Source organism: Hymenobacter cavernae (genome assembly GCF_014641455.1).
GTDB lineage: Bacteria > Bacteroidota > Bacteroidia > Cytophagales > Hymenobacteraceae > Hymenobacter > Hymenobacter cavernae.
Window position 1 is genome coordinate 73,689 of record NZ_BMHT01000005.1, and the last position, 26,171, is coordinate 99,859.

Annotated in this window: 18 protein-coding genes; 4 read left to right on the forward strand and 14 right to left on the reverse strand. The window is 57.4% G+C overall.

All coding sequences use genetic code 11. The features are described from left to right. Positions 1–122: 122 nt before the first annotated feature. The 11 genes from IEX74_RS13950 to IEX74_RS14000 all read right to left on the reverse strand — a co-directional run bounded on the left by IEX74_RS13950 (position 123) and on the right by IEX74_RS14000 (position 17,126). A complete protein-coding gene (locus IEX74_RS13950; RefSeq protein ID WP_188814629.1) occupies positions 123–905 on the reverse strand; it encodes a rhamnogalacturonan acetylesterase in 783 nt (260 codons plus the stop codon). A gap of 257 nt (positions 906–1,162) precedes the next feature. Next, on the reverse strand, positions 1,163–2,179 hold the full coding sequence (locus tag IEX74_RS13955; protein ID WP_188814630.1) for a zinc-binding alcohol dehydrogenase family protein: 1,017 nt from the start codon (positions 2,177–2,179) through the stop codon (positions 1,163–1,165). A 130-nt stretch (positions 2,180–2,309) separates the two neighbouring features. Then, positions 2,310–3,098 (reverse strand): SDR family oxidoreductase, encoded by a 789-nt coding sequence (locus IEX74_RS13960; protein ID WP_188814631.1) that lies wholly within the window; start codon positions 3,096–3,098, stop codon positions 2,310–2,312. Positions 3,099–3,103: 5 nt separating this feature from the next. Next, positions 3,104–3,937: an amidohydrolase family protein gene (locus tag IEX74_RS13965; RefSeq protein WP_188814632.1), complete on the reverse strand. Its 834-nt coding sequence runs from the start codon at positions 3,935–3,937 to the stop codon at positions 3,104–3,106. Between the two features lie 121 nt (positions 3,938–4,058). Then, the gene (locus IEX74_RS13970) at positions 4,059–4,913 is read right to left on the reverse strand and encodes a fumarylacetoacetate hydrolase family protein (protein ID WP_188814633.1); all 855 of its coding nucleotides are present in this window, start codon (positions 4,911–4,913) and stop codon (positions 4,059–4,061) included. A gap of 270 nt (positions 4,914–5,183) precedes the next feature. Further along, positions 5,184–5,948, reverse strand: coding sequence for an SDR family NAD(P)-dependent oxidoreductase (locus IEX74_RS13975; RefSeq protein ID WP_188814634.1), 765 nt, complete (start codon positions 5,946–5,948; stop codon positions 5,184–5,186). A gap of 262 nt (positions 5,949–6,210) precedes the next feature. Beyond that, a complete protein-coding gene (gene pelA / locus IEX74_RS13980) occupies positions 6,211–8,250 on the reverse strand; it encodes a pectate lyase (RefSeq protein WP_188814635.1) in 2,040 nt (679 codons plus the stop codon). Positions 8,251–8,323: 73 nt separating this feature from the next. Further along, positions 8,324–9,745: a glycoside hydrolase family 28 protein gene (locus IEX74_RS13985; RefSeq protein WP_188814636.1), complete on the reverse strand. Its 1,422-nt coding sequence runs from the start codon at positions 9,743–9,745 to the stop codon at positions 8,324–8,326. 201 nt (positions 9,746–9,946) lie between these two features. Beyond that, the gene (locus IEX74_RS13990; protein ID WP_229755298.1) at positions 9,947–11,749 is read right to left on the reverse strand and encodes a RagB/SusD family nutrient uptake outer membrane protein; all 1,803 of its coding nucleotides are present in this window, start codon (positions 11,747–11,749) and stop codon (positions 9,947–9,949) included. Next, entirely contained in the window at positions 11,749–14,970 is a 3,222-nt protein-coding gene (locus IEX74_RS13995) for a SusC/RagA family TonB-linked outer membrane protein (protein WP_188814637.1), read from the reverse strand. Before IEX74_RS13995 ends, IEX74_RS13990 begins: the two co-directional genes overlap by 1 nt. Before the next feature lie 497 nt (positions 14,971–15,467). Then, positions 15,468–17,126: a glycoside hydrolase family 43 protein gene (locus IEX74_RS14000; RefSeq protein ID WP_188814638.1), complete on the reverse strand. Its 1,659-nt coding sequence runs from the start codon at positions 17,124–17,126 to the stop codon at positions 15,468–15,470. Between the two features lie 294 nt (positions 17,127–17,420). Between IEX74_RS14000 and IEX74_RS14005 the strand changes: the two genes are divergently transcribed. Next, the gene (locus tag IEX74_RS14005) at positions 17,421–18,311 is read left to right on the forward strand and encodes a DNA/RNA non-specific endonuclease (RefSeq protein ID WP_188814639.1); all 891 of its coding nucleotides are present in this window, start codon (positions 17,421–17,423) and stop codon (positions 18,309–18,311) included. Between the two features lie 171 nt (positions 18,312–18,482). Here IEX74_RS14005 and IEX74_RS14010 read toward each other — a convergent pair whose 3' ends face one another. After that, entirely contained in the window at positions 18,483–18,767 is a 285-nt protein-coding gene (locus tag IEX74_RS14010; protein WP_188814640.1) for a hypothetical protein, read from the reverse strand. A 561-nt stretch (positions 18,768–19,328) separates the two neighbouring features. Between IEX74_RS14010 and IEX74_RS14015 the strand changes: the two genes are divergently transcribed. After that, positions 19,329–19,736 carry a hypothetical protein gene (locus IEX74_RS14015; RefSeq protein WP_188814641.1) on the forward strand — a complete coding sequence of 136 codons (408 nt, stop codon included), beginning with the start codon at positions 19,329–19,331 and terminating at the stop codon, positions 19,734–19,736. A gap of 224 nt (positions 19,737–19,960) precedes the next feature. After that, positions 19,961–22,507, forward strand: a complete 2,547-nt coding sequence (locus IEX74_RS14020) for a right-handed parallel beta-helix repeat-containing protein (protein WP_229755299.1) — start codon at positions 19,961–19,963, stop codon at positions 22,505–22,507. Between the two features lie 64 nt (positions 22,508–22,571). Here the strand turns inward: IEX74_RS14020 and IEX74_RS14025 are convergent, their stop codons facing one another. After that, the gene (locus tag IEX74_RS14025) at positions 22,572–24,290 is read right to left on the reverse strand and encodes an FG-GAP-like repeat-containing protein (RefSeq protein WP_229755300.1); all 1,719 of its coding nucleotides are present in this window, start codon (positions 24,288–24,290) and stop codon (positions 22,572–22,574) included. A gap of 284 nt (positions 24,291–24,574) precedes the next feature. Further along, on the reverse strand, positions 24,575–25,237 hold the full coding sequence (locus IEX74_RS14030) for an HAD family hydrolase (RefSeq protein ID WP_188814644.1): 663 nt from the start codon (positions 25,235–25,237) through the stop codon (positions 24,575–24,577). A 490-nt stretch (positions 25,238–25,727) separates the two neighbouring features. Between IEX74_RS14030 and IEX74_RS14035 the strand changes: the two genes are divergently transcribed. Then, on the forward strand, positions 25,728–26,153 hold the full coding sequence (locus IEX74_RS14035) for a response regulator (RefSeq protein WP_188814645.1): 426 nt from the start codon (positions 25,728–25,730) through the stop codon (positions 26,151–26,153). Positions 26,154–26,171 lie beyond the last annotated feature (18 nt).

Below are 26,171 nucleotides of genomic sequence, written 5' to 3' on the forward strand. Positions count from 1 at the left end.
AGTCATTCCGACCAGCGGGAGGAATTTCGCGTGCCAAAGTAACTTCCTGATGATTGAGATTACCACTGCACGCGAGATTCCTCCCGCTGGTCGGAATGACTTTCTGGCGTGTTGGCTGGCAACTACTTCGCCTGCGCATCTACCACCTTCGCGGCTTGACGCTGCACAATGTGGCTGGCTAGGTCTAGCTTCAAGGCGCGAATATCCGCCAGCACGATCTGCGCCATTTTACGGGCACCTAGCTCGTTGAAGTGCGTGTTATCTTCCTTGCCTTCCGGGTAGTTGGGGTGCTCGCCGGGCACCAGCTGATTGAACAGCAGCTTCGAGTTTTCGACGCCGTATTGCTGCAACAGCGCCTGACTTTCCCGATCTAGGTCGATGAGAGCTACTTTTTGCTCCTGCGCGGTTTTGCGCACGATTTCGGAGTACACTTCGTGCGTTCCTTCGACCTTGCCCGTTGCGTCGAACTTGCGGCGGGCCACGGGCGTGATGAGCACCGGCGTGGCTTTCCTGGCGCGCGTTTCGTTGATGAAGCGAATGAGGTAGTTCTTGTAGTCGGCTTCGGGCGTGTAGGTTTTCTTGGTGGGCACCTCGTCGTTGTGACCAAACTGGATGAACACGTAGTCGCCTGGCTTGAGCGCGCTGGCAACTGGCTGCCAGCGGTTTTCCGCCACGAAGCTCTTGGTGCTGCGGCCGTTCTGGGCACGGTTGTCGACCGTTACGGTTTCGTCAAAAAAGATGGCGAAGGGCATCCCCCAGCCCGTTTCGGGGTAATTCTTCACCTCTTTTATCGACATCGTGGAGTCGCCGATCAGGTACACGGTAATCTTATTGGGCGGCGCGGTAAACGCCGTCAGCAGCAGCAAACCCAGGGCAGCGACACTCGTCAAAAAACGGTTGGACATGCGAGTAAGATTGAGGGGGAACACAGCGAAGGACGGTGCATTTTAAGCGTGAAATGCGCTACCCGGCAATAATATTTACGCAAACGTTCCCGGAGTTCAGACCTAGGTTTTGCAAGCATAGATAATAAAGAACGTCATGCTGAGCTTGTCGAAGCATCTCGCGTGCAATGGTAATCTTTGTTGATAAGGTTACTACTGCGGTAGAGATGCTTCGACAAGCTCAGCATGACGTTCTGCTGTTTATAGCACCTAGCTTTCTACTCCAACTCTACCATAGCCTTGATAACGCCCGTGGCGGGATCAAGCCAACTCGCAAACTCCTGCTGCACCTGCTCAAACTGCACGCGGTGCGTGATGTAGGTAGTGGGGTCAACCTGCCCGGCTTTCATGGAAGCAATGACGTGCTCAAAATCCTCGCGGGTGGCGTTGCGGCTGCTCATCAGGGTGGCTTCGCGCTTGTGAAACTCGGGGTGCGAGAAGCTGATTTCGCCTTTCTGCAAACCCACCAGCACGTAGCGCCCACCGTGCGCCAGGTACTGAAAGCCGTTGTTGATGGCCCGCTGGCTGCCGGTCGCATCAATGACTACCGTGGGCATGTCGCCGCTGGTGATTTGCCGGAGCTGCTCGGTTACATCTGATGATAAGGCGTTTACGGTGTGCGCCACACCTAGCTTCTCTTTGCAAAAAGCCAGGCGTTGCTCGTTGATATCCATGGCAATGACGTGGGCGCCGGCAATGCGCGCAAACTCCATGATACCTAGGCCAATAGGGCCTGCACCTACCACCAGCACGTACTCGCCCGGTCGTACGTTGGCACGCCGCACGCCGTGGGCGCCAATCGCCAGCGGCTCGACCAGGGCTAGCTCGTCGTAGCTCAGCCCTGCGCCGTGCACCAGCGAATAGGAAGGTACGGCGAGGTACTCGGCCATGCCGCCATCGATGTGGACGCCGCACACGTTGATCTGCGTGCAGCAATTCGGCAGACCCGAGCGGCATGCAATGCAAGTGCCGCAGTTGAAATACGGGATAAACGTGACGGCCTCGCCCACAGTGAAACCTTCCGCCGCACCTGCATCGGCCACTTCACCGGCCAACTCATGCCCCAGCACGCGCGGATAAGCAAAGAACGGCTGCGTGCCTTCGTAAGCGTGCAAATCGGTACCGCAGATGCCAATGCGCTTGATTTTCAGGAGGCTATAGCCCTCCGGCGCCACTGGCGTTTCCCGTTCGGTGTAGGCGAACTGGCCGGGCTGTTCGCAAACTAATGTATTCATTCTATTAAGCGTGTAGGAACGCGCCACGGCGCGTTCGATGTCCGCGCTATTTTGCGCTAAAGGTTAATAGGTAAGCAGTTATACTATCGCAGCCGCTCCGTTCAACGGTTGAACGCGCCGTGGCGCGTTCCTACGCATTAGCCAGAGCGCGGTCGAGGTGCACGTAGCCGCCATCAACGTGGACGATCTGGCCGGTGGTGTGGCTGGAGCACGCCGACAGCAGAAAGGCCGTGGTGTTAGCAATTTCCTCGGCCGTGGTCATGCGGTTTTCCAGCGGAATTTTGCTCGTGATTTCGCGCAGCTTCTCCTCCGGGTTGGGCAAGGTTTGAATCCAGGTTTCGTAGGCGGGTGTCCAACACTCGGCCACCACGATGGCATTCACGCGGATGCCGTATTTGAGCAGCTCCACGGCCCACTCGCGGGTGAGGGCGTTGCGGCCACCGTTGGCGGCGGCGTAGGCGGAGGTGTTGCCCTGGCCGGTTTCGGCGGTCTTGGAGGTGATGTTGAGGATGGCCCCTTTGCTCTTTTTCAGCTCGGGCAAGGCGTGGTGGGCCATGAGGTAGTAATGCACCACGTTCTTGTGCAGACTCGCCATGAAGCGCTCATAATCACCATTTTCCAGACCCACTCCGTCGTTTACGCCGGCATTGTTCACCAGGCCGTCGATGCGGCCGAACCGGGCCACGACGGCTGCCACGGCTTGCTCGCAGGCCGCAGGGTCAGCTAGCTCGGCGGCCACTTGCCAGGCCATGCCGCCCGTGGCTTCGATAGCCGCTACCGCATCCTGGTTGTCTTGCTCCTTGCGGCCGACAATCACCGGAATAGCGCCTTCGCGGGCCAGCACCCGGCTGATTCCTTCCCCAATGCCCTTGGCCCCGCCAGTGACAATAATCACTTTATCACGCAGTTGTAAATCCATTCTTTTTACAGCTTATAAAAGGAAGTAGCGTTGCCGCCCCAAAATTGTGCTTGCTCCGCGACGGAGAAGCCAGCCAGGTAATCCTGCACCAGACCTAGCATTCGGTCGTAGCCGCCGGCCACTTCGCACACGGGCCAGTCGGAACCAAACATGACTCGGTTCGTTCCAAATGCCTCAAATACGACATCCAGGTAAGGTCGAAAGTCTTGCGGTTGCCAGTGCTGCCAGTCGGCCTCCGTTACCATGCCTGATACTTTGCACCACACGTTTTCGTGGGTTGCCAGAGCCTGAATATCCTGTTCCCAGCCTTCTATCTTTTGATCTTTGATGTAAGGCTTGGCAATGTGGTCGAGCACAAAGGGCTGATCGGGAAAGCCGGCTACCAGCTCGGTGGCGTAGCGAAGCTGATCGGGAAAGATGAGGATGTCGTAGGTGTAGCCGAACTCCCGCAACGCCTCAATGCCGCGCTTGAAATCGGGCGTGAGCATGAGCGCCCGGTCGGCCTCGCCCTGCAACACATGCCGAAAGCCTTTCAGCTTTTCAAACTGCCGGTAATAACCCAGGCGCTCCGTGATGTTCGCAGCCCGCAGATCAATCCAGCCAACTACGCCTTTGATAAAGCTATAGTTATCAGCATTTTGTAGTTGAAAGTCGTTTTCTGCTTCCGACTGATCCGACTGCACCACCACAGAGCCGGCAAAGCCGTGGCGCTGCAAAATCGGACCTAGGTCCGGCGGCAGCCGGTCGCGACGAATTGCGGCCATGTCGTCCGTAATCCAGCTGTCGCGCACGGGGTCGAACTGCCAGAAGTGCTGGTGAGAATCAATTTTAGGGTTCATCGTAAGAGTGTAGCGCTGAGCTCCGGCTCGGCGCACGAGCGAAGCGAGTATCAGGGGTAAGCTGACGATTGGTAGACGCGTAGGAACTCGCTTTGCTCGTGCGCCGAGCCGGAGCTCAGCGCTACTTCGTGTAGGCTTTCAGCTCTTGGCGTGAGGTACCCAGGCCGTCGATACCTAGCTCCACCACGTCGCCGGGCTTCAGGTACACGGGCGGCTTAAAACCTAGCCCCACGCCGGCCGGCGTGCCGGTCGAGATGATGTCGCCGGGCAGCAGGGTCATGAATTGGCTGATGTAGGAAATCAGAAAAGGCACCTTGAAAATCAGGTTGGCGGTGGTGCCGTCCTGCATCATCTGCCCGTTTACCGACAGCCAGAGGCGCAGGTTGTCAAGGTCACCTAGCTCGTCGGGCGTGGCCAGAAACGGGCCCACCGGCGCGAAGGTGTCGCAGCCCTTACCCTTATCCCAGGTGCCGCTGCGCTCCAGCTGAAACTCGCGCTCCGATACGTCGTTGTGCAGGGCGTAGCCGGCCACGTAGCTCAGCGCGTCGGCCTCTTCCACGTAGGACGCTTTTCTGCCGATAATCACGGCCAGTTCTACTTCCCAGTCGGTTTTCGTCGAGTTTTTGGGGATGATGATAGCATCATCCGGGCCCACCAGCGCGGTAGTCGACTTGAAGAACAGCACCGGCTCGGCGGGCGGCGTGGCGCCGGTTTCCTTGGCGTGGTCGGCGTAGTTCAGGCCCACGCACACGATTTTAGAAGGCCGCGCAATGGGCGCACCCAGCCGCTCAGCGTCGGAAATGCTCGGTAGTTTTTCTTTGCTGGCGGCCACGAATGCTTCGAGCCGGGCCAAGCCATTATCGGCAAAAAACGCCTCAGTGTAGTCTTCGCCAAACGCGCTTACATCGTATTTCTGGTTGTGCAGAATGACACCGGGTTTTTCCTGGCCAGGCTGGCCGTAGCGGATTAATTTCATGTTTACTAACAGGAGAGATGATGAGGAATGTCTGTCGTCTGTCATCCTGAGCTTGCGAAGGACCTTCCTCGGATTAACGACAAATCTTATTAAATGCCCAGCACCCTTCGCTAAGCTCTCAAGCTAGCTTTGGTGCAGCTATGAAAGAGGGCTTTGAGCTTTAAAAAGAGCTTTTCGCGTAAGAGAGGGAGGTCCTTCACTCCGCTGCGCTGCACTCAGGATGACAGGCGACAAAAACCAAGCACTAGGCACTAGACACCAAGCACTAATTCAATTATTCAGCTTGATAAAGCCGCCGTCTACCGGGTAGTCGCAGCCGGTGATGAAGCCGGCTTCGTCGGAGCACAGGAACAGGGCTAGGTTTGCTACTTCTTCGGGCGTACCCATGCGGCCAATCGGCTGACTTTTCGAGAGCTTATCGAAGATTTCTTCTTCGCGGCCGGCGTAGTTTTTGGCAATAAAGCCATCCACGAAGGGCGTGTGCACGCGGGCCGGCGAGATGCTGTTGCACCGGATTTTGTCACCCAGGTAGTCGCGGGCGATGGACAGCGTCATGGCGAAAATGGCGCCTTTGCTCATGGAATACGCAAAGCGGTCGGTGATGCCGACGTGCGCGGCAATGGAAGCCAGGTTGACGATGGTTCCGCCGCCCTGCGCTTTCAGGTGCGGCACGGCGGCGTAGAGGCAGTTGTAAGCGCCTTTCACGTTCACGCTGTACACACGCTCAAAGTCGGCCTCGCTGGTGTTTTCCACGTTGCCGACGTGCGCAATACCAGCGTTGTTGACGAGAATATCCAGCTTACCGATCTGCTCAAATACGTGCAGTACCTGTTGCTGCTCAGCAACATTCGCCTGGTGTACCTGCGCCTTGCCTCCCTCCTGCTCAATCTCGCCCACGACCTGCGCCGCCGCATCCGGGTTTAATTCCACGATGTGCACCGTGGCGCCCTGCCGGGCAAATAGCCGCGAAATGGCGCGCCCAATGCCACTACCACCGCCGGTAATTACGGCGGTCTTTCCTTGTAAGCTAAACATGAAGACGAAGGACTAGGATGTACGTTTGGGCTGGCTAGCGCTTCGGAAATTCCGCACGCCAACCAGCAACAGGCGCTAAGTAAAGTTTCTTTCCCAGCCTAAGTCTACTGTACTGTCATGAATTGTAGCGCGAAGCTCCTGCTTCGCGCATCGTTGAACAATGAAGCTAACACGACAACCTAGGTACGAGTCGTTCAACGAGACGCGAAGCAGGAGCTTCGCGCTACAGTCGTTCTGCGACGCGCGGACTACAGAGTCCGCGCTACTTCTCCCACTTCTGCCGCCACGCCGGATACTCTTTCGTCAGCAGCGTTTCGGGCCAGGTGCCCGCGTAGCCGTAGCCCGTGCGGCGCTCGTACTCGATTTCGGCCAGCGAGTTTTTCTTCTCGCTGTTGCGGCCCACGTAAATCGGCTTGTTCGTTTCCAGGTCGTAAAAGCGCGCCCAGATGGTAGAGCTAGGTTCCGGCTCGATTACCCGATCAAAGCCTTTCGGCTGCTTTGGGTCTTTGATGGTTTTGATGGTGTAGCCAGGCATTTTCACCTCTTGCAGCCAGGCCACGGCGCTGTCGATTGACTTTTTAATCTCCGGCGACGGATTGTCGATTTGCATCAAGAACTCCACAATGCCCACCGTTTCGCTGCCGCTGAGTGAGGGAAGCTCGAAGTTACGGGCCTTGGCGGGCTGTAGGGTTTTCTCGTCGTATTGCGCGCACCAGGCCGTGAGCTTGCCATGCTGCACATACTGCGTTTTCAGGATGCAGTCGATGCCGCGCTCCACGGCTTGCTGGGCTTTCAGGCGCAGATTCTGATCGACACTGGCGTAGTCGCCTTTGCGCTCTGTGATGGCGCGCAGCAGTCGCAACACCCGAATCATGGCGTCGTCGTTGTAGGTAATCTGGTGGTGGTAGCCGCTGAGGTCGGGGTAAAACTGCGGAAAGCCGCCGTTCGGGTACTGCATTTTCAGCAGGTAGCTGATGCCTTTTTCGGCGGCCTTGCGGTACGCCGGGTTGCTCGTGGTGGTGAAAGCGTGCAGCAAATAAGTGATTTCGCGGGTCGTGGCGTTGTTGTCGATGGTGGCATCGTTGCGGCCGGCATCGTCGGTGAGCGTGGCTTTCTGCACAGTACTCAGCGGCTGGTTGTAGTCTACGTGGTGCTCGCCAATGGCTTTCGGCCAGCCACCATCAAGGCGCTGATAAAACAGCATGCGCTCGGCCGTGCTGTCTTTCGCCACGGACCTAGGTTCGGGCAGCTTCGGCGCTTTCGGGTCCACGTTCCAACGGCCGCCGAAGGTCCAGTTGGCGGTAATTTGCTGCGGGGTGGGCGCGTTGGCGGCAGAAGCCAGGTTATCGCGCAGCCAGGCGTAGTCGCCGCCTTCGCGGTGGCAGTTGGCGTAGTACACGCGCCGGCCCCACATCGGCGCCGAATCGCCCGACGGGGCGGGGTAGATATCCGCGTCGGCCATGTTCTGGTCGAAGCGGCAGTTGATTAAGTAAAACTGCGAGTCGTGGTGGTAGCGACCTAGCTTCCAGCCTTTGTCGCCGATGAAAGTGCAGTTCTTCAGGACGGTTTTGGCGTCCTTGTTCATCGAGCCATCGTGCCAGATAGCGGCGTTCAGGTTGTGGCAGATAAAGCGGCAGTTTTCCGCGTAAGCCCAGCCGCGGGGGCAATAAAAATCCACGGAGCCTTCCATCGTGCAGTCGGCGAAATAATACAGGCCATCTTCCTTGTCCCAGGGGCTCACCGTGTCGTTGCCGAGGGTGCGAAACGTGCAGTGCCGCACGACTAAGCGCGTGGTGTTCAGGCCCGTGTACAAGGCCATCTGGTGGTCAGCGCTGTTGATGGTGATTTTACCGCCGGGGCTGTTCGGGCAAGCCAGGGTCTCGCCGTTCGGGTGGTCGGCGCCGTAGCTGTTCACAACGGTTATTTGCTCCAGCGTCATGCCCGGACTATCGCGCAGGTTCAGCGTGGCGACATCCCAACGACCCGCACTGGCAGCATCGCAGCGGAAGTAGGCATTGGCCTGCGAAATCGTGATGATAACGCCTTTTTCGCTCTGCCCGCGCAGCACCAGTCCCGGCTTGCCGTCGATGGTTACTTTCTCGCGGTACGTGCCGTTTTTAATGAATACGACGGGCAGCTGCACGGCACCTTTCGGCAGACTATTAATCGCCCCCTGAATCGTACGGAAATCGCCGGAGCCATTCTGAGCTACTACTAGTTGGCGCTTGGCGGGCATTTTGGCAGTTGCGCCGAAAGCTCCGCCAACGAAAAGCGTAAGCAGAATAAATAGGTACCTAGGCATTGTCTCTTTCTGCGTTTTTATGACGCTGTATATTCCCCGAAGCGTTTAGCACTGTCCGCAATTCTTGCCACATTTAGCCTAGCCTGTAAGGCTGCGTGGGCGTCGGGACGGGGTCAGGGAGCTTGGGCGGGTCGATGGTGGTGGCGCCTTCCAGGCCGGAGCCGGTCACGTTGCTGATGCTCAGCAGCGGACCGGTGTAGCCGGTCACTTTTATGTCGCGGAGCTTGGCCTTTTTGATGTTGGCCAGGGAAATTCCTTTGGCGCACGTGCCGGTTACGTTGATGAAGGAAAAACCATCCAGCGGCTTGTTCGGGTGCACGGCCGTGCCGTCTATCAGCACCGGCACGTCTTTCACGCGAATGTTGGAAAACTGCCAGTTCCGGACCGTCGGAATGCCTTCGTCGCCGGGCACGGGGTTCTGATCCTGGAGGCCGCTGCCAAGCATGTTCAAGCGCAGAAAACCCGCCACGGTGCCCGCCACGTCAATATCATCAACAATAATATCCTCAATGAAAGCGCCCCGGCCGGGCCGGGTTTTGATGTAAATGGCGTGCGTTTGGGCAAAGGTGAATTTGCAATGCTCGATGCGCACATTGCGAATGCCGCCCGAGGTTTCGCTGCCAATCCCGATGCAGGCAAAAATGGAATCGGCAAAGGTGCAGTTGCTGATGTGCACATCTTCGGTGGTGTGCAGCAGCGAGTAGCCTTCCATGCCGCGCCCCGATTTCAGCGAGATGCAGTCGTCGCCGGTGTTGATGTCGCAGCCCTCGATGCGCACGTGCTTGCACGAATCGATGTCGATACCGTCGCCGTTGCCGCCGGTGCTGCGGATGATAAGGTTCTTAATAACAATGTTTTCGCAGTAAGTCGGGTGCAGGCACCACATGCGGAAATAGTCGGTCGAGAAATCCTCGAAACGCATAGTGTTGCAGCCGATCGGCTCAATAAGCGCCGGATGGCGCAACGGCTTTTCAGCCGTGGGCCGACCACCTAGGTCGTGGTGGCCCATGATCTTGCCCGGCCCAACCACGCCAATGTTGTTGGCTTCCACCGCGTAAATCAGCCCGACGTGCCCCGGAATCCACTTGCCTTCCCAGCGCACCTGCATCACCGGATAATCGGCGAAATCGGGCGAGCCGAGCAGCACCGCGTCTTTCTCGAAGCGCAGAATGGTATTCGATTTCAGGGCAATAGCACCGGTAAGGTAATTACCGGCCGGCACCACCACCTCGCCCCCACCCAGCACCCAGCACCGATCCAGCGCCTGCTGAATGGCCACCGTGTCTTTGGTGGAGCCGTTGCCGGTAGCGCCAAAGTCGCGCACGTTCAGCGTGATTTTGGGCGTACCTAGGTTGGCTGTTTTGCTGGTGTCGGCTTGCGCCTTCGTCGCGGAAGCAGCTGTGCTGCAACTAATAAGAGAAGAAGCGACGGGCGCGGCTAACAAGCCCTGACCTGCCATTTTCAGAAAACGTCGACGCGTATTGTCTCTTGCCATTTTATACAGTTTACGAACCTAGGTTGAAATATATAGAACGTCATTCCGACCAGCGGGAGGAATCTCGCGTGCTGAAGTTGTAGTGCTAATCTTCGATGATTAGAGCTAGCATTGCACGCGAGATTCCTCCCGCTGGTCGGAATGACGTTCAACGAAGCAGTAGAGATGCCTCGACCAGCGGACGCCAGATGAGGCATGACGCTAATACCCCGCGTTCTGCTTCACATTCGGGTCGGTGTCGATGGTGCCTTGCGGATACGGGAATAGCTCCTTGCCCGCGCCCGGCTTGTACTCCGAAGCTAGGTTGGCGATGAGGGCGTCCGTTATGGCTGCGCGCCATTGCACGGCCGTGGTGCCGGTGGGCGCGGTGGCGGGTGCCGGCCGGAAGAAGGAGCGCGCATACTGCACCGCGCCGTTCGTCACGCGGTAGTATTCGGTGAGGGGCACGTTGGCGTAGCGGCCGGTGCCGTTTTTCAGGGCCGTGAGGTTGGTTTTGGCTTCGGCCAGCTTGGTGCTGAGTAGGTTCCAGCGGATGAGGTCGTACTTGCGGATGCCCTCGCCACCTAGCTCCAAGAACCGCTCGTTGGCAATGAGGTCAAACATAGCGGCTTTGCTGCCCGGCAGCGTCAGCTTGGCTACTTTGGAGGCATTGGCACCGTAGCCCCGGTCGCGCACTTCCTGCACGGCGGCCAACGCGGCGGCCGTAGGTCCGTTCAACTCATTATCGGCTTCAGCAAACATCAGCAGCACATCCGCGAAGCGGATCAGGGGCCAGTTGTAGCCCAGGTAGTTGCCGGTACCGGCCAGCGCGGGCGTGCGCCAGTGCCGGCGAAATTTGCCGTCGGTGGCAGCAGTCAGGGCCACGCCGCGCTGCTGGTTGTTGCTTTCCACGGTGTATAGCGTCACGGTAATGTCGCGGCGCAGGTCCAGCGAGTCGAAGGCATAGAAGTAGGTGGGCAGCGCGCCAATAGAGCCGGTCGAGCTGCCGAACGTCGTGGCAGCGTTCTGGCGCGGACCGTTGTAGTAGCCTAGCTTGCTGTCGGAGGCGGCGCTGGAGGCGCCTTCGGCTACCTCAAAAATAATTTCGTGGGCAGGGTCAAACTTCAGCTGATTGACCGTCATCCACAGGTTCTCAAAGCTAGGATTGAGCGTGTGCTCGCCGCGCTTGTTCATCAGATCGAGGCATTCCTGGCGAGCAATCCGGTAGTAATCAAGGTAGTCGGGCTGCCGCTTCATTTCCAAACCATACAGCGCATAACCGCCCCGGTACATCGCCAGCCTGGCCCGCAGTGCCTTCACGGCGCCTTTGGTAATGCGCTCATTGGCGGCACCCGCAGCAGTGCGCCACGGCACCAGCTTCTCGGCTTCCAGCAGGTCGGCAATCAGCTTATCGTAGGTGGCGTTGCGGTCGGCATTCGGCAGCTTCAGGTCGGGGTTGTCGACGGCCGGAATGAACGGCGCGGGTACGTCGCCCCAGTTCCGGATGGCCTCAAACAGATACTGCGCCCGCAGCGTCAGTGCCTCGCCGTAGAGGCGGTGCAGCGCGGCCGTATCGGCAGCCGTGCCGGTGGTGTACACCGCCATTTTCGGGATCTGCTGGATGCAGATATTGGCCCGCTCAATGCCTTGGTAGAGATTATTGAACGGGTTCGTGATTTCATTGTTCACGGGCAGCGCCGCGTAGCGGGCAATACCTAGGTTGCCGGCATTGAAGGCCTGCCCCGGAATGGCCTGCATCTCGTCGGAGTCGTACGGATAATACAGGTTCAGGCGGGTGCCGTAGCCGGTGTCGCCCGAGAGCATATCATACGCCCCGATTACGGCGCTGGTGGCCCCGGCCACGTCCAGAAAAGCCACCTCCGTGGTTGAATACGCCACGGGGTCGATTTCTAAGTAATCCTTGCAGGCGGTGGTGCCCAACAGCCCCGTCAGCACGGTAGCGGCCGCAATGGTCGAACGGAATAGAAAAGCTTTCATCTTCTGACGCTGAGTAGGTTGAGACATTACAGAGAGAGGTTAAGACCAACCAGCAGCACGCGGCTGCGCGGATAGCCGGCGAAGTCCATGCCCGGCGTGAGCGGCGAGTTGCGGCGGGTGTTCACCTCCGGGTCGTAGCCCGAGTACTTGGTGAAGGTGTACAGGTTATTGGCCGTCACGTAGAAGCGCAGCTGCGTGAGCTTGATGCGCTGAATCAGCGTTTTGGGCAGCGAGTAACCTAGGGTGATGTTGTTCAGGCGCAGAAAGGAGCCGTCTTCAATGGCCCAAGAGTGCACAAAAAGCTGGCGGGTCGGCTGCCATATTTTGGCGTTCTGGTTGACTTGCCGCGAGGTTTCCGGGTTCGTAATCAAGGCGCCGTTGGCGTCGATGGTACGGTAGCGGTCCTGCATCACGCCCAACATATTGGTGAAGGGCGAAACAGCCGACGTAAACTCTAGCTTGTTGGCGTTGTAGATATCGTTGCCCACCACAAAGTTGACGAAGATGCTGGCGTCGAAACCTTTATAGGTAAACTGCTGGTTTAGGCCGCCCGTTAGCTTGGGGTTGGCGTTGCCGATAACGGTGCGGTCGAGGTCATTCACCACTCCGTTTCCGTCCAGGTCTTTGAGCTTCACAATGCCCGGTGCCACAGTTTGGCCCTGCACGGCCACGTCGCTGGCCACGCCCGAGCGCAGTGTCCAGGTTCTGGTGGTGGCATTGTAGCCTTCAAAGTCGTCGACGGTGTACCAACCATCGGTCACGTAGCCGTACATCAGACCCACCGGGTCGCCCACGCGGGCCAGGTAGTCGGTGGCAATAGCCGTGCTGGCCCAGCCCGAGGAAATGCCGGGAATGTTGGTAATCGGACCTAGGCTTTCGATGCGGCCCCGGTTCAGGGAGGTGTTGGCGGTAGCGGTCCAAGTGAAGTTGCCGCCTTGCAGGATAGAGCCGCTGAGTTGCAGCTCTACGCCACGATTAGAGGTTGAGCCGATGTTTTGCAGCTGGCTCGTGTAGCCGGCCACCGGCGGAATTGGCACGCTCACGAGCAGGTCGCGGGTGGTGTTCTTGTACACGTCGGCAGTGAACTGCACGCGGTTGTTGAACAGGCTCAGATCTAGGCCCACATTGCGCGACACCGTGGTTTCCCACTTCAGATTGGTGTTCGGCAGGCCGGTAGCGGTAGTACCTAGCACCACCGTTTCATTCAGCGCGTATTGCCCGCCGCCAACCTGGAATAACTGATTGTATAAGAAGTCATTAATACGATTATTGCCGGCCAGACCGTAGCTTAGGCGCAGCTTCAAATCCGAAACCGGCGTCACCGATTTCATGAATTCTTCGCGCGAAATCCGCCACGCCACCGAGGCCGCCGGGAAGTAGCCTACCCGCTGCCCCGCCCGGAACTTGGAAGAACCATCAGCTCGCAACGTACCCGTAATCAGGTATTTATCATCGAAGGAATAATTCAGGCGCGTAAAGCCCGAGAGCAGGCGCGAATCCACGGGCCGGCCGCTAGTCGGGTTGGGCTGCACCGAGGTGGTTGAGGGCAGCACGCCTTGGTTGATGTTGGCAATGGCCCGCTCCGCCGTGATGTTCAGCGGCAGGAAGTTGACCTGAATGTTCTGGGTCGTATTTACCTGCGTATAAATCTCCTGCCCCAGCAGCGCATCAAGCGAATGTTTTTTCTTCTTCAAGCTGTAAGTCAGCACGTTAGATTGGTTCACGGTTGTCAGCTGACCCGACGCAATGGCGGCGTATGGCTGGGTATTGAAGCCGCCGCCCGGCTGCCGGATAGCCGGCGAGTAGCGCCCCGCGAAGGTTTCCACCATCGAGTTCGTCATGTCGAAACCGACCGTCGAGCGGAAAACCAGGTCCTTGGTGAAGCTGAAGGCAATGTTGCCACCTAGGTTCAGGTTGCGCCGCTTATCGCGCCGATAGTCGTTCTGAATGGCAACTACCGGGTTGATGAGTGAGGCCGTCGTGGAGAAGGCCTCATCGAACACGTTCGGGTCCAGAGCGCCGGGCAAGTCAACAGCCAACGGCAAGTAAATCACGGCGTTGCGCAGGCGCGACGTCGTATTGGAAAGGGTCGAGGAAGTACCTAGGCCATTCTGCACCTGATCGTTGAAGCGCACGTTCAGGCCGAAGCTGAACTTGTCGCTGACCTTATTCTCCAGACGCAGGTTAACCAGGTTGCGGGTAAAGTCGGAACCTAGCTGAATGCCTTGCTCACCGTTGCGGGTCAGGCTCAGCGAGTACGTCATGTTTTTGGCGCCACCGGCAATCGACAGGTTGTGCGTTTGCTGGAAAGCATCGCGGCCGAATACTTTATCCTGCCAATCCAGAAAGGGCTGGCTGCGGGCCCGTTGCAGCGTGTCGCCGGTGAAGTTGGTGCTGCCAAAGAACGTCTTGTACGAAGGCAGCGTGTTCGCCGATAACGCCCGCTCATACTGATAATCAACGAAGTCGGCGGGCTGCATCAGGTCTAGCTTGCGGCTGAGCTGGCGCAGGCCGGCAAAGCCGTTGTAGGTGATGACCGTGCGGCCCTCACGCCCGGTTTTCGTCGTGATGATCACAACGCCGTTGGCACCCCGCGCCCCGTAGATGGCGGTAGCCGCCGCGTCCTTCAACACGTCAACGGAGGCAATATCCTGGGGCGAAATCACATTCAGTGCATTTTCAACCTGCACGCCATCAACAACATATAAGGGCGAGTTATCCTGCGTGATGGAGCCGCCGCCGCGCACCCGAATCTGCACGTTCTGGTTGCCGGGCGTACCTTCCGACGAAGTCACCTGCACACCGGCTAGGCGGCCGGTCAGGGCTTCCGCCGCCGAGTTGACGGGCACGTCCTTGATCTGCTGGGCACTGACGGAGGAAACCGAACCCGTCACGTCGCGGCGGTTTACCTGCTGATAGCCAATAACAACGACCTCCTCCAGCGCTTTCGTATCGGGGCTGAGCTGCACCGTCACGGTGCTGCGGCTGCCCACCGCCACGTCTTTCGCGGTGAAGCCCACGTAGCTCACGCGCAGCGTCACGTCGCTGTTACCCGGCACACCGATGCTGAACTTGCCATCGGCGTCAGTAGTGGCCCCGATGGTTGTGCCCTTCACGACCACCGTGACGCCGGGCAAGGCCTCCCCTTTTTCCGTCGAGGTCACCGTTCCCTCAATGCGTCGCTCCTGCGCCAGCGCGGCCAGCACCGTGCTAAGCAGCAGCCAAACCAACAGTAAATGCTTCTTCATGTAGTGTGGTATTAAAGGTGAGAAATGAATAGTGCGGCGTGGTAAACTGAGAGGGAATGCTGTCGTGCCAAAGCAATAGCAGGACCTGCTGCGTAGCTCGGTCAATGGCTCGCCTGAAGTAGGAAGCGTGCTGCGGGGGCAGTTTTTGCAGACTTCTAATGCGGCTTTTATCGACTCATTATCTGAGCCATACATTAGGCTGCTTAATGTTAAAGGGCTTGCTTCTGGAAAGGAAGACCAACGAAAGGAATATTTATGCAAACGTTCCCGGCAACGTTTCCGGAAACAATACCAGCAGCACCTCTTCCACGCTTCACGGCAGAATCAGGCTCTTTGCGCCTTTAGACTCAACTATTCAATTTGGCAAATTAGATAGATATAATTGCATTTACCCTTTACCCACGAAGCAACTGGTAGTTGAAAACAAACAGGCCGCTTCCTCCCGGCAGTCAGAAGAAGCGGCCTCACATTGATTGACCAGACCTAGGTTCGCACTTCTACTCGACACGGAACCAGTCAACATCCGCGCTGCCGGCGTCGTTGAATTTGACGGTGCGAGTGCAGAATAGCCCCATTTTGGCCCCAATCCAGCGGCCTTCGCGGGCCTGAAACTCAGTACCTAGGTCCTGAAAGCGCTGCCCATCAAAGCTATAGCTGAACTGGCATTTGGCGCCCTGCTTTACGGCTACGCGCAGGTAGATGGGCTGCCCGGCCTGTGCGGCGGGCACCTCAACGGCAGCGGCAGTCGTTTCGGGGGCTAGCTTGTCGGCGTTCTTGCACACCGTTTGGCTGAGTTGCAGTTTGCCGTTCTGGTTGGTGAGCGAGAGATACGCATAATCCATTCCCATGATGATCAGGCCCACTTTCTCGCCCTCTATTCTGGGTGTAAACGTGAGCTTCGTAGTCGTGGTAAAGACATCGGCTGGCAGCTTCTGCATCAGCAGGTTAGGCACTTGCCAGAAGTTCCTGAAGCCTTCCGGCAACATCACCGAGTATAAGCGCAAGTATCCCTGCGGCCCGTTCAGATAGGCCCAATAATCCTGCGGATTGGCGTGCCACTGCCATTGCAAACCTAGGTCGTTGGTGCTGAATTCGTCGGAAGTGGGCGGCGTGGCGAGCGGCTGGGCTTTGCCTTTGATTTTGGGCTTGCGATACGTGAGCACCGGCTGGCCTTTGCCGTCGCCATCCGGGTCTTCACCGATAACGGGCCAGTCGTTTTTCCACGTCATGGGTTGCAGGTGCACCACCCGGCCGTACGGCCCCTGATCCTGGAAGTGCATAAACCAGTCCTCGCCCGTGTTGGTATCGACCCAGGCGCCCTGGTGCGGCCCGTTGACGGGCGTCTTGCCCTGGTCCATCACAATGCGGTCTTCGTAGGGGCCGAACACGTTTCTGGAGCGCATCACCGCTTGCCAACCAGGCGTTACGCCGCCGGCCGGCGCGAAGATGTAGTAATAGCCGTTGCGCTTATAAAACTTGGGGCCTTCCAGCGTTGGGTGCTGCGCGTGGCCGTCGAACACCAGTGCATCGTCGCCGATTAGCTGTAGCCCATCTGCACTCATTGGGCTTACCGCCAGAATGGTTTTGATGCCCGCCCGCGAACCGGCAAAGCCGTGCACCAGGTACGCCTTGCCGTCTTCATCCCACAAAGGGCACGGGTCAATCCAGCCTTTCGCTTCTTTAACACAAACGGGCGCTGACCACGGCCCGGCCGGGTTCGTGGCCGTCGTCACGAAGATACCTAGGTCGGGGTCGGGATAGTAGATGTAGAACTTCTTGTTGTGGTAGCGAATGGCCGGCGCCCACACCCCATTGCCATGCTGCGGCTCCTGGTAGCGCGCAATGGGCGGTTGCTGCCTGAACACCGTCCCGATAATCGACCAGTTCACCAGGTCTTTGGAGTGCAGAATCTGCAAGCCGGGTGCGCAGTTGAAACTGGAGGAAGTCAGGTAGAAATCGTCGCCTACGCGGATGGCGTCGGGGTCGGAATAGTCGGCGTAGAGCACCGGGTTTTTGTAAGTGCCATTACCTAGGTCCGGCACCCACACTTCCGATAAAGAAGAGGTCGGCGGCGCCGAAGTCTGAGCGTTGGCGCAAGGAGCCAGCAACAGGCAGGCTGCGGCTAGCTTGGTGAGCAAGGGAATACGGATGAGCATCGGAATAAATGCAAAGGGAAAGTGCCTGGCGTAACAGCGCGTGCACTGTGGTACGGACCTAGCTTGCGGGCAACGTACCGAAACTTTTTAGGCCTTCTGCCCGGCGGGTAAAAGGTAGGAGGTATTTGCCAAACTGAGCAGCCAAGCACGTTTTTCAGCTTCACCGAACATAGCGTATTACCTATATTAAATAGGACAAAACTTTGTTAATGATAATATTCCGGTAACTTACCCTTGCCAGGCAAGTCGCAACTTTGCGGGCGCTTTCACCATCATCCTTCCCCAACCCTCGCTATGAAACAAACTTTTTACCGTCTCCTGACCCTAGCCATGCTAGGTTCCCTGGCCGTTTCCTGCTCGCACGACGATGTAGTAGCGCCAAACAGTGCCGTTTCGGCAACCTCTCAGCTGCAAGACGCCACGGCAACGCGCGACGGCAACCTGGCTATGGGCAACCCTAGCGGTGCCACGGCCAGCACCACCAACTACAGCAACTACCTGCTCACCAAAACGCAGTACACGATGAGCTACCACCGCGACCAGGGCAAGCCCAACTGGGTGAGCTGGCACCTGAGCAGCGCCTGGCTTGGTAGCACGGCGCGGCAGGATAACTTCGCGGCTGATAACACGCTGCCCTCGGGCTGGTATCGGGTGGGCAGCACCAGCTACAGCGGCTCGGGCTTCGACCGTGGCCACAACTGTCCCTCCGCCGACCGTACCGGCTCGGTGGCCGACAACTCGGCTACCTTCCTGATGAGCAATATGATGCCGCAAGCCCCCAATAACAACCAGCAGACCTGGGCCGGGCTCGAAAACTACTGCCGCACGCTGGTGAATGCCGGCAATGAGCTCTACATCATCTGCGGGAGCTACGGCAAAGGTGGAACCGGCTCCAACGGCACCGTGAGCACCATTGATAATGGTCGTGTGACGGTGCCGTCTAACTGCTGGAAAGTGGTGGTGGTGTTGCCGGTGGGCACCGGCGACGCGAGCCGCGTAACGAGCAGCACCCGCGTTATTGCTATTAATACGCCCAACAACAACAGCGTCAGCTCTTCGTGGGGAAACTACCGCACCACGGTAAACGCCATTGAAGCAGCCACGGGCTATGATCTGCTGTCGGCGGTGTCGACGGCCGTGCAAACGACCATCGAGGCGAAGGTAGACAGCGGACCAACAAGCTAAATTTCAGCGGATTTCAGGGTTGAGACAACCTTAGGTCCGCCGCATTTCCTGAATTTTCAAGCAAGAAGCCTCAGCCCGTTGGTTGGGGCTTTTTGCTTGCGGAATAGGTGAAGCACTCCGGAGCTGCCGAGCGCGGTGCGTCACCTGGGGCAGCTCGCAACTTTGGAGAAGCTAGCTATTGGCTTTTGCCAGCAAGACCACTTCTCTGGCTTCCGCTCCCGCCGGATTGCGCACCCGGTGCAAGCACACCGTGGCTTCTTCCAGCAGCGCCTCCAGATCCAGCCCCGAATGGCGCTCAATGATCTGGTAGCAGTAGTTTTGGAGCTGAGCCTGTTGCGCGGCCGTAAGCTTGAGCGCAAAGTAGTACTGCTGAACCCATTCAGCTAGCAGGAGGCCGGCGTGACGCACATCGAATTCCTGCAAACAAGTCGTTAGTTGAGTTTCTGTAACGGACATAACTAATAAGGTGTGGGAGCAGCTTTTCAAAAACAGCGCCATATATTATAAAAGTTATATTCTTCCGTTTAATAACTAAAAACCTCTTGTAAACCATTACGTTACGTTCAGCAATATTCCAGAGCAGCATATCGGATAAATTCAAATTCTCTAATAAAAGTCCTACCTAAGTTCCTTTCATAATCCCAGTTCTGAGCTGAACAGTATTTGGTAAAGGCGCCGGTAGGCAGCTGCATATCGGTTAAAAACAATTTTTGCGTAGTTAACGCACTAATTTCCCGTGTTATATGGGAGTGAATCCAATTTACTTCGAAGTAGATTTGGGAAGTAAGATCAACCTGATACGCCTATGGTGTACGCTCCCCTATGCTCTTGTGCTAGTTGTGTACGCTGGTCGGCTGGCAAGCAGGCTTACTCACGAACAATGTGCAGCGTTAGGCGTGACAAAGCTGATCTAACGTGCGATTATGTTGTCTGTAGCCGAATGCAAGGGTCGCTGCTCAACTAACGCTTCCTGCTGATCCCGCTCTCCCATTCTCACCTCGTTTGCTCTTCACAAAAATGCCTTATCCACAAGTATTTGTAGTAGTTGACACGCCATCTCTCGTACTCTCTGTCGATGAATCCAGCCAGCTCCTGCACGCCGAATGGAAGGGCCAGCACGACGTGGTGTCGGTGCTGGCGGGCTGCGCGGCCATGCGTCAGTGCCTGTCCCGGATGCCATGCGACAAGGTTCTGGACGACAGCAGCCAAGTCGACAGCGACTGGGAGGAAGTTGCCGATTGGGTCAGTCAGCATTTTTTTAGCATCATCGCCCGCCAAGGCGTCCGCTACTACGCCTGGATCGGCTCCTCTGACGCCGCTATTCGTAAGTCGATGGAGCTAGCCGTCCAGCATTGCTCGCAACCTAGGGTCGCCTTATTCGACGACGTTGCTGCGGCGTCTGCTTGGCTTAACGCGCAAGCGTGAGCGCCTTTACCCAAGCAGCTGCTTCCACATACGGAAATCCCAAGCCAATCAGCCGCTCGAAGCGGCTTTTCTGGTTTTCGGCCAACTCGTACCAAATTCTCCTTTACTTTCGTTGGACGAGCTAGTCAGGCTTCCCGCCAAGACCTAGGTCAGCCAAAGCGCTGCTTTTTGGGTAAAGAGCAGCGCCCGGCTTTCGCCCTCTTTCCCGAGACAATCCGCGCCTCATGCCCTCGCTCCTGCCTACGTCAGCCGCTCCTGCACTTACTGTCCCTACTACTCCCGCTGTTTCGGCCAGGGGTTGGCTTGGTACTTCAGCGGGAATAGCGACGAGCTTGCTATCAACAAACTGCTCGGCAGCTACGTCGGAAGAGGCTGCTGTAGCAGCAGCGCCGGTTACCGAATGTGTTATTTTCAACTGCACGCCGTCGGCCCAACCGGGCGAGGCCATTAGTCTGCAAGGCAGCTTCGGCCCTACGGCCGAGGTGTACCTGGCAAAGGGCAGCGGCGGCTTTCAAAAGCTAGCCCCTATCCAGAGCGCCGATGGCAAAACTCAGGCGCAGGGCGCAGGCAGCGTGTTGGTGGAAGCGCCAGCCGGAACCGGGCCGGAACTGTACCGGCTGTACGTGCAGGAGAATGAGCAGAAGAGCCCGCCGGTGTACGTGAACCGGGCCAGGGGCTTGTTTCTGGATTCGCCGGAAATTGTGCCGGGCGAGTACCTACGGATTTTTGGGCAGAACCTACAACTGATACCTGGCAAAACCAGGGTGCGCTTTGAGCCCAAAAGCGGCGGCAAAAGTCTGCTAGGGCAGGTAAACAGCGTAGGCAGCGACGACCGCAAGCTGGTGTGCCACACGCCGGCTGGCCTGGCCCACGGCGCCGAGTATGTGCTCTACGTAAGCAACGGGCTGGGCGGCAGCGATGCCGAAACCAGAGTCGAGCAAACCGTAAAGACGTTGCCGGCGGGCGTCGACTACTTCCACTTAGGGGTCGGGTGGGCGCCGGGCAAGTACAAAACCACCATCTACAACGCCAGAACCAACCCCGACAAACCCACCTTGGGCAACGGCACCGCCAACGACCTCGACGCCATCAACGACTCTATTCAGAAAGTCTGGAAGATGGGGGGCGGCATCGTGCGCCTGCCGGCGGGCACCTACAAGCTGAGCTTCACGGGCTACGGGCTGCATCTGCTGTCGGGCGTGGTGCTGATGGGCGACGGGAAGAACCAAACCAAGCTAGTGGTGCACGGCAACACCAGCCCGAACCCCAAGCAGCAATCCTGGACGTTTCTGCTGACCGACAGCCCCGCCGACCTGTATGGCACCTGCCGGCGCGGCGGCCTCTGCAACCTCACCTACGAAAACCAAAGCACGCCCAGCGTCACCAATCCGTACAACAACATGCTGGGCAAGGGCGTGGAATTTTTTATCAAAGGCTGCCGCTTTACCCTGAACGAATCGGCGTGGCTGGAAATGGCCGAGCACCAGAAGCTGGCTATTATCAACAACGAATTCACGCAGGGCATCAACTTCGCGGCGGGCATTCACGGTCCCTTGCGCCTCGACGGCACCAAGCACTGGGTGGTGCGCGGCAACACCACGACCTACGCCGTAGATGGCATCAACATCAATAGTGCCGACGGCGGCGTGTTTGAGAACAACACGGTGTACCGGCTCGGCGGCATCAAGTACCCGACGGAGCGCAACAACCAGCCGCTTCAGGTTGTGAACCACGTGCTGATTATGAACTTCACGCGCAACGTGGCGGTGCTCAACAACACGTTTAAGGTGAAGAACTGGCCCACCGTCAACATCAACGACGGCGAAACCATCATCAGCGAAGGGATTGGTACTCAGCGCCAGGAGCAGGACACGGGCACGGCCACCGGCGGCACGGCGACTACCTTGCAAGACCGTAGTAAGAACTGGAAGTCTGCGTTTCCGCCGCATCAGGTGGTGTCCATCGTGTATGGGCGCGGCGCGGGACAATGGCGCTTCATCAAGAGCCGCACCGGCACCGAGCTGACCGTAGACCGCGCCTGGGACCTAGCTCCTGACGCCACCAGCCGCTACAGCATCTTCAACTGGACGGCGCACAACTGGCTGGTGCAGGGCAACACGCTGGAGGGCAACCGCCGCGGCATCACCTTGTATCAGGGCGCGGTCAATCAGGTAGCCCTCATTGATAACCGACTGACTAACAACGGCGCTATCGATTTTACGCCTATTCAGCAGGGGGAAGAAAAGCTGGAGTTCAACCCGCATTGGAACAACGAGGTGATCCGCAACACTGTGAACGTAGCCAACGACCCCAGCAACGGCGGCTTCATCGGGGTGCACGCGGTGCTGCACGCGCAGGCCAAGACCTTCGGCATTGCCGTGCTCGACTTTGTGATGCGCGACAACACGCTCGTTGCCCGCACGCCCAATGTACAGACGGTGGTAGATGCCAATTACCCCAATGGCCTGTTTGCCTACCACGAGTGGCATCCGGGCCCGCAACCATTTATGGATGAAGGGATTCCGGCCGTGCTCGGTACCATCATCGAGGGTAATACGCTGGAAAATACCGACCGGGACGTGTACCTCTCGGCCGGCTCTTACCAGACGCTGATTCGCCGGCCGGCCAAACCTAGCTCTGCCAAGTCGGCCACCGGCAACGCCGGCCTGAACAAAGCCAGCGCACCGGCCGCTCCTTCGCCCAATCTCATCCACGACGATATCTTCACCAACGCGGTCGGCCACGGCTCGGTGCGCACGATTATTTTGTAACATACAGATGCCGGCCCACGAGCTAGTTTCGTGGACCGGCATCTGTATGTTAGGTCATGGTTTGTTATTCCACTAACAAACGCGAAGCTAGGTTGCCTTGGCTGGTGTTCAGTTGCAAGGTGTACAAACCCGGTGCTAAGCTCGGCAACGTTAGCTCAGTCGTTGTTCCGGTGGCGCGCAGCAGTTGCGCTAGCACCACTTGGCCCAGGGCATTCATAATGCTTACCTGCAAGCCTTGACTCGTGTATCCGCTGGGCAGTTGCAGGCGTACGCTCGTGTGCGCCGGGTTTGGATATAAGCTCAGCGCCTGTAGTTTTTGCCCCGATGCCGATGCTAGCACCTGGGTGTTTAGGCGCACGCTTACTGAACCACTATTCGGGTTATTGTTGACACTGGCCAGATCCAGCGTGCCGTTGCCATCCAGGTCACCTAGCCCTATGGCGTAAGGGCTAGTGCCAACGGCAATTTGCTGGCTGCTTGTGAAGGTGCCTGTGCCATTATTCAGGCATACGCTTATGGTGTTGTTGCTGACATTAGCAGCTACAAAGTCCAGGTCGCCATCACCATCTACATCGCCGGTGGTCACGTTGCGGGGAGAGCCGCCAGCAGCTACTTCTTGGGTGCCGGAGAAGACGCCGCTGCCATTGTTCACCCGTACGCTCACGGTACGGCTATTAGCCGTGAGCAGGTCCAGGTCGCCGTCGCCGTCAATATCGGCTAGGGCAATGGCCGATGGTCCCGTACCTACGGCTACTTCTGAGCCACCACTGAAGCCTCCATTTCCGTTGTTCAGCACCACTCGAGCCTTGCTCTCATAGCTAGCCGTAGCCACAACATCTAGGTCGCCATCGTTGTCTAGGTCGCCCACAGCAGGAGCCACCGTAAGCCTTACACCTACAACGATGCCGGAGCCCCGACTAAAGTTACCATTGCCATTGTTGAGGGCTTGGTGTACTTCACTTCCTTCGGCACCTCCAGCCAAAACATCGAGGTCCCCATCAGCGTCGATATCAACAAGCAGTACATTCACAAAATAGCCGCCGGCTCCGATAACCTGCCTGACTGTGAAAGTACCATTCCCGTTATTTAACCCGACGAACAAGCCATCGGTGAGGAGAATGCCTACTACATAGTCGAGGTCACCGTCAGCATCTAAGTCCCCTATTGCCACACTATTACCCCCAACACTAGTACCGCTCGTCACAAAAGTGCCGTTGCCAGTGTTGAGATAAACGCCTCCGCTGGCACTAATCAAGTCGAGGTCGCCGTCGTTGTCTAAGTCGCCCGTCTTTATGTCTACGCCGCCGTACTGTGTTAATTCGGAGCCACCGGCGAACAGGCCGCTGCTAGGCATGGTCGCCGTCGTAAACTGAAAGACTTGCCCCTGAGCCAGGTTCTGCCCGCTGGTGTTTTGCACGGTCCGGGCTATGGTAGACGATACGATTTCACCTGGTTTAAAACTCGTGGTTGGTTTGAACGTCAATGAATTACCGTTGATAGTGGTCGTACCAGCCTTTTGCCCGCCTGCTTGTAAGCTGAATACTTTCAGCGCGTTTTGCGTAGCGGTGCTGTTGTTCAGTGGTTCGCTGAAGGTAGCAGCTACCGGCGTGGTACGCGGGGCAGCTACGGCGTTGCGGGTGGGCATAACGCTCGTTACCACCGGAACTTGGGCCTGCGCTGGCGTAGCGGCTAATGCGAGGAGCACTAATCCTGTGCTCAGGGCGGCAGTTAATCTGCCTTTAGTTGAAGCCGCAGGATGGCTTATGGGAGTAGATGTAATCATGATTGTGGTATGGTGAAAGAACAGAACCAAACGAGTCAGACGCTTTTGGGAAGGAACGGACATGCACCTAGGTAGTAGTGCACAGAAGGCTTCTAAACCTACGCTCTATCCTCTGAATAATATCAACAATTTATTTATATATTCCTGTCCTACTGTTTGTTAAGCTAATTCACAAGCAGTTAAAAGAGCTTTCTGGCTTCTTTATCCATCCCATAAAAAAGCCCTGCATTTCGCATAGCAGGGCTCCGCCACTTGGGCTAAGTCATTACTCGTTCATTCAACCATTACTGCGGCGTAATGGCTTTGATCTTCTCGGCGTTCAGCTCGTCAAAATGATGAATCACCTGATCGGCCAAACCTAGGTCTTGCAGAACCGAATGCTCGCTGGCGTAACCGATGCAGTAAACGCCCGCCGCTTTAGCCGCGGCAATGCCGTTGGTCGAGTCCTCGATGATGATGCACTCGTTTCGGGGCGTTTGTGAAAGCGCCACAGCGTGGTTGAAGATTTCCGGATTGGGCTTCGACTCCGTAAAGTCTTCACCGCTAATCAGGTGCGAAAAGTACGGGTACAGCTCAAAGCGCTTGAACACGCGGGCAATCGTTGCTTTCGAGGCCGAAGAAGCGAGCAGGAGCTGCACGCCTTGCTGGTGCAGATCTTCAATCAGCCGGCGCACGCCGGGCAGCAGGTCGAGGCTCGTATCCTCATCGAACTGCTTGTTGAATAGCTCGCGCTTGCGGTTCATCAGGTCCTCTACTTCTTCGCTGAGCCCAAACGCCTTCTTGATGCGCTGGTACATGTTGCGGGTCGAAGAGCCGAGAAACGTGGCGTACATCTCGTCGGGAACGTTAATACCTAGCTCACCGAAGTGAGTGAAGAAAGCGTTGCGGTGAATGGGTTCGGTGTCGATAACAACACCATCCATATCGAAAATAACAGTCCGGATCATTCGCGGCAGGAGGTTAGATACAGCTATGCGGGTAAAGGTAGCGGAAAGCGCCCGAGCAGACCGCAAGGTTGCAGGTGCGCCGCCGAAGTGTCTTAATTTGGTACTTTATTGTTTTCTTTGAAGGTCTCCTTGGTGAGCAGCCACCTTATGTCGTATTCCTTCGCTGCATCTTCCGCCGTTATTTTCCTTAATAACCTATTCAGCAATAGCGCCTTCGGGTATTTGGCGCAGAAGAGCCTAGCTTCGGACTACGGCGTTGTTGCCGGCCGTATCCGGCCAGCGGCATGCACTTGAATCCTTTCTGCGCGTATACTCCTGATTGTGTAGGGAGGTTCAGCGGCGGCGCTCGCCCCTAAATTTAAAACAGAATGTAGCGGTTGGCTGCCCGCTGCTTAGCCCCTGTCCCACTCACCACCAAATGGCTTTCCGATCATCTCAGAAACACCAGGAAAGCTCTACTATCTGAACGAACTACTTACCTTCGCTTATCGTGGGAAAACTACCCTGCATTTTGTTAGTCGACGACGACCCGGTTAACAACTTCCTCAATCAGCGCCTGCTGGAAGGCCTCGCCGTGACGGAGCAGCTGATCGTGGCACTGAACGGGCAAGAAGCCTTCGATATGTTGCAGCACCACTGCCAGCCCTCCCCCGACGGCGCCTGCCCCGCCCTGATTCTGCTGGACGTGAACATGCCCGTGATGAACGGCTTCGAGTTTCTGCAAGCCTACCAGCAGCTGCCGCTGGCCCAGCAAAAGGCCATCGTCATTGTGATGCTCACCACCTCGCTGCACCCGGCCGATGCGGCCCGCGCCCAGCAGTTGTGCGTATCCGACTTCCTGAGCAAGCCCCTGACCAAGGACAAGATAAATGGCGTGCTCCAGAAGTACTTCAATAATATCCTTACGGAGAAATAGCAGGCTCATTGCTGTTTA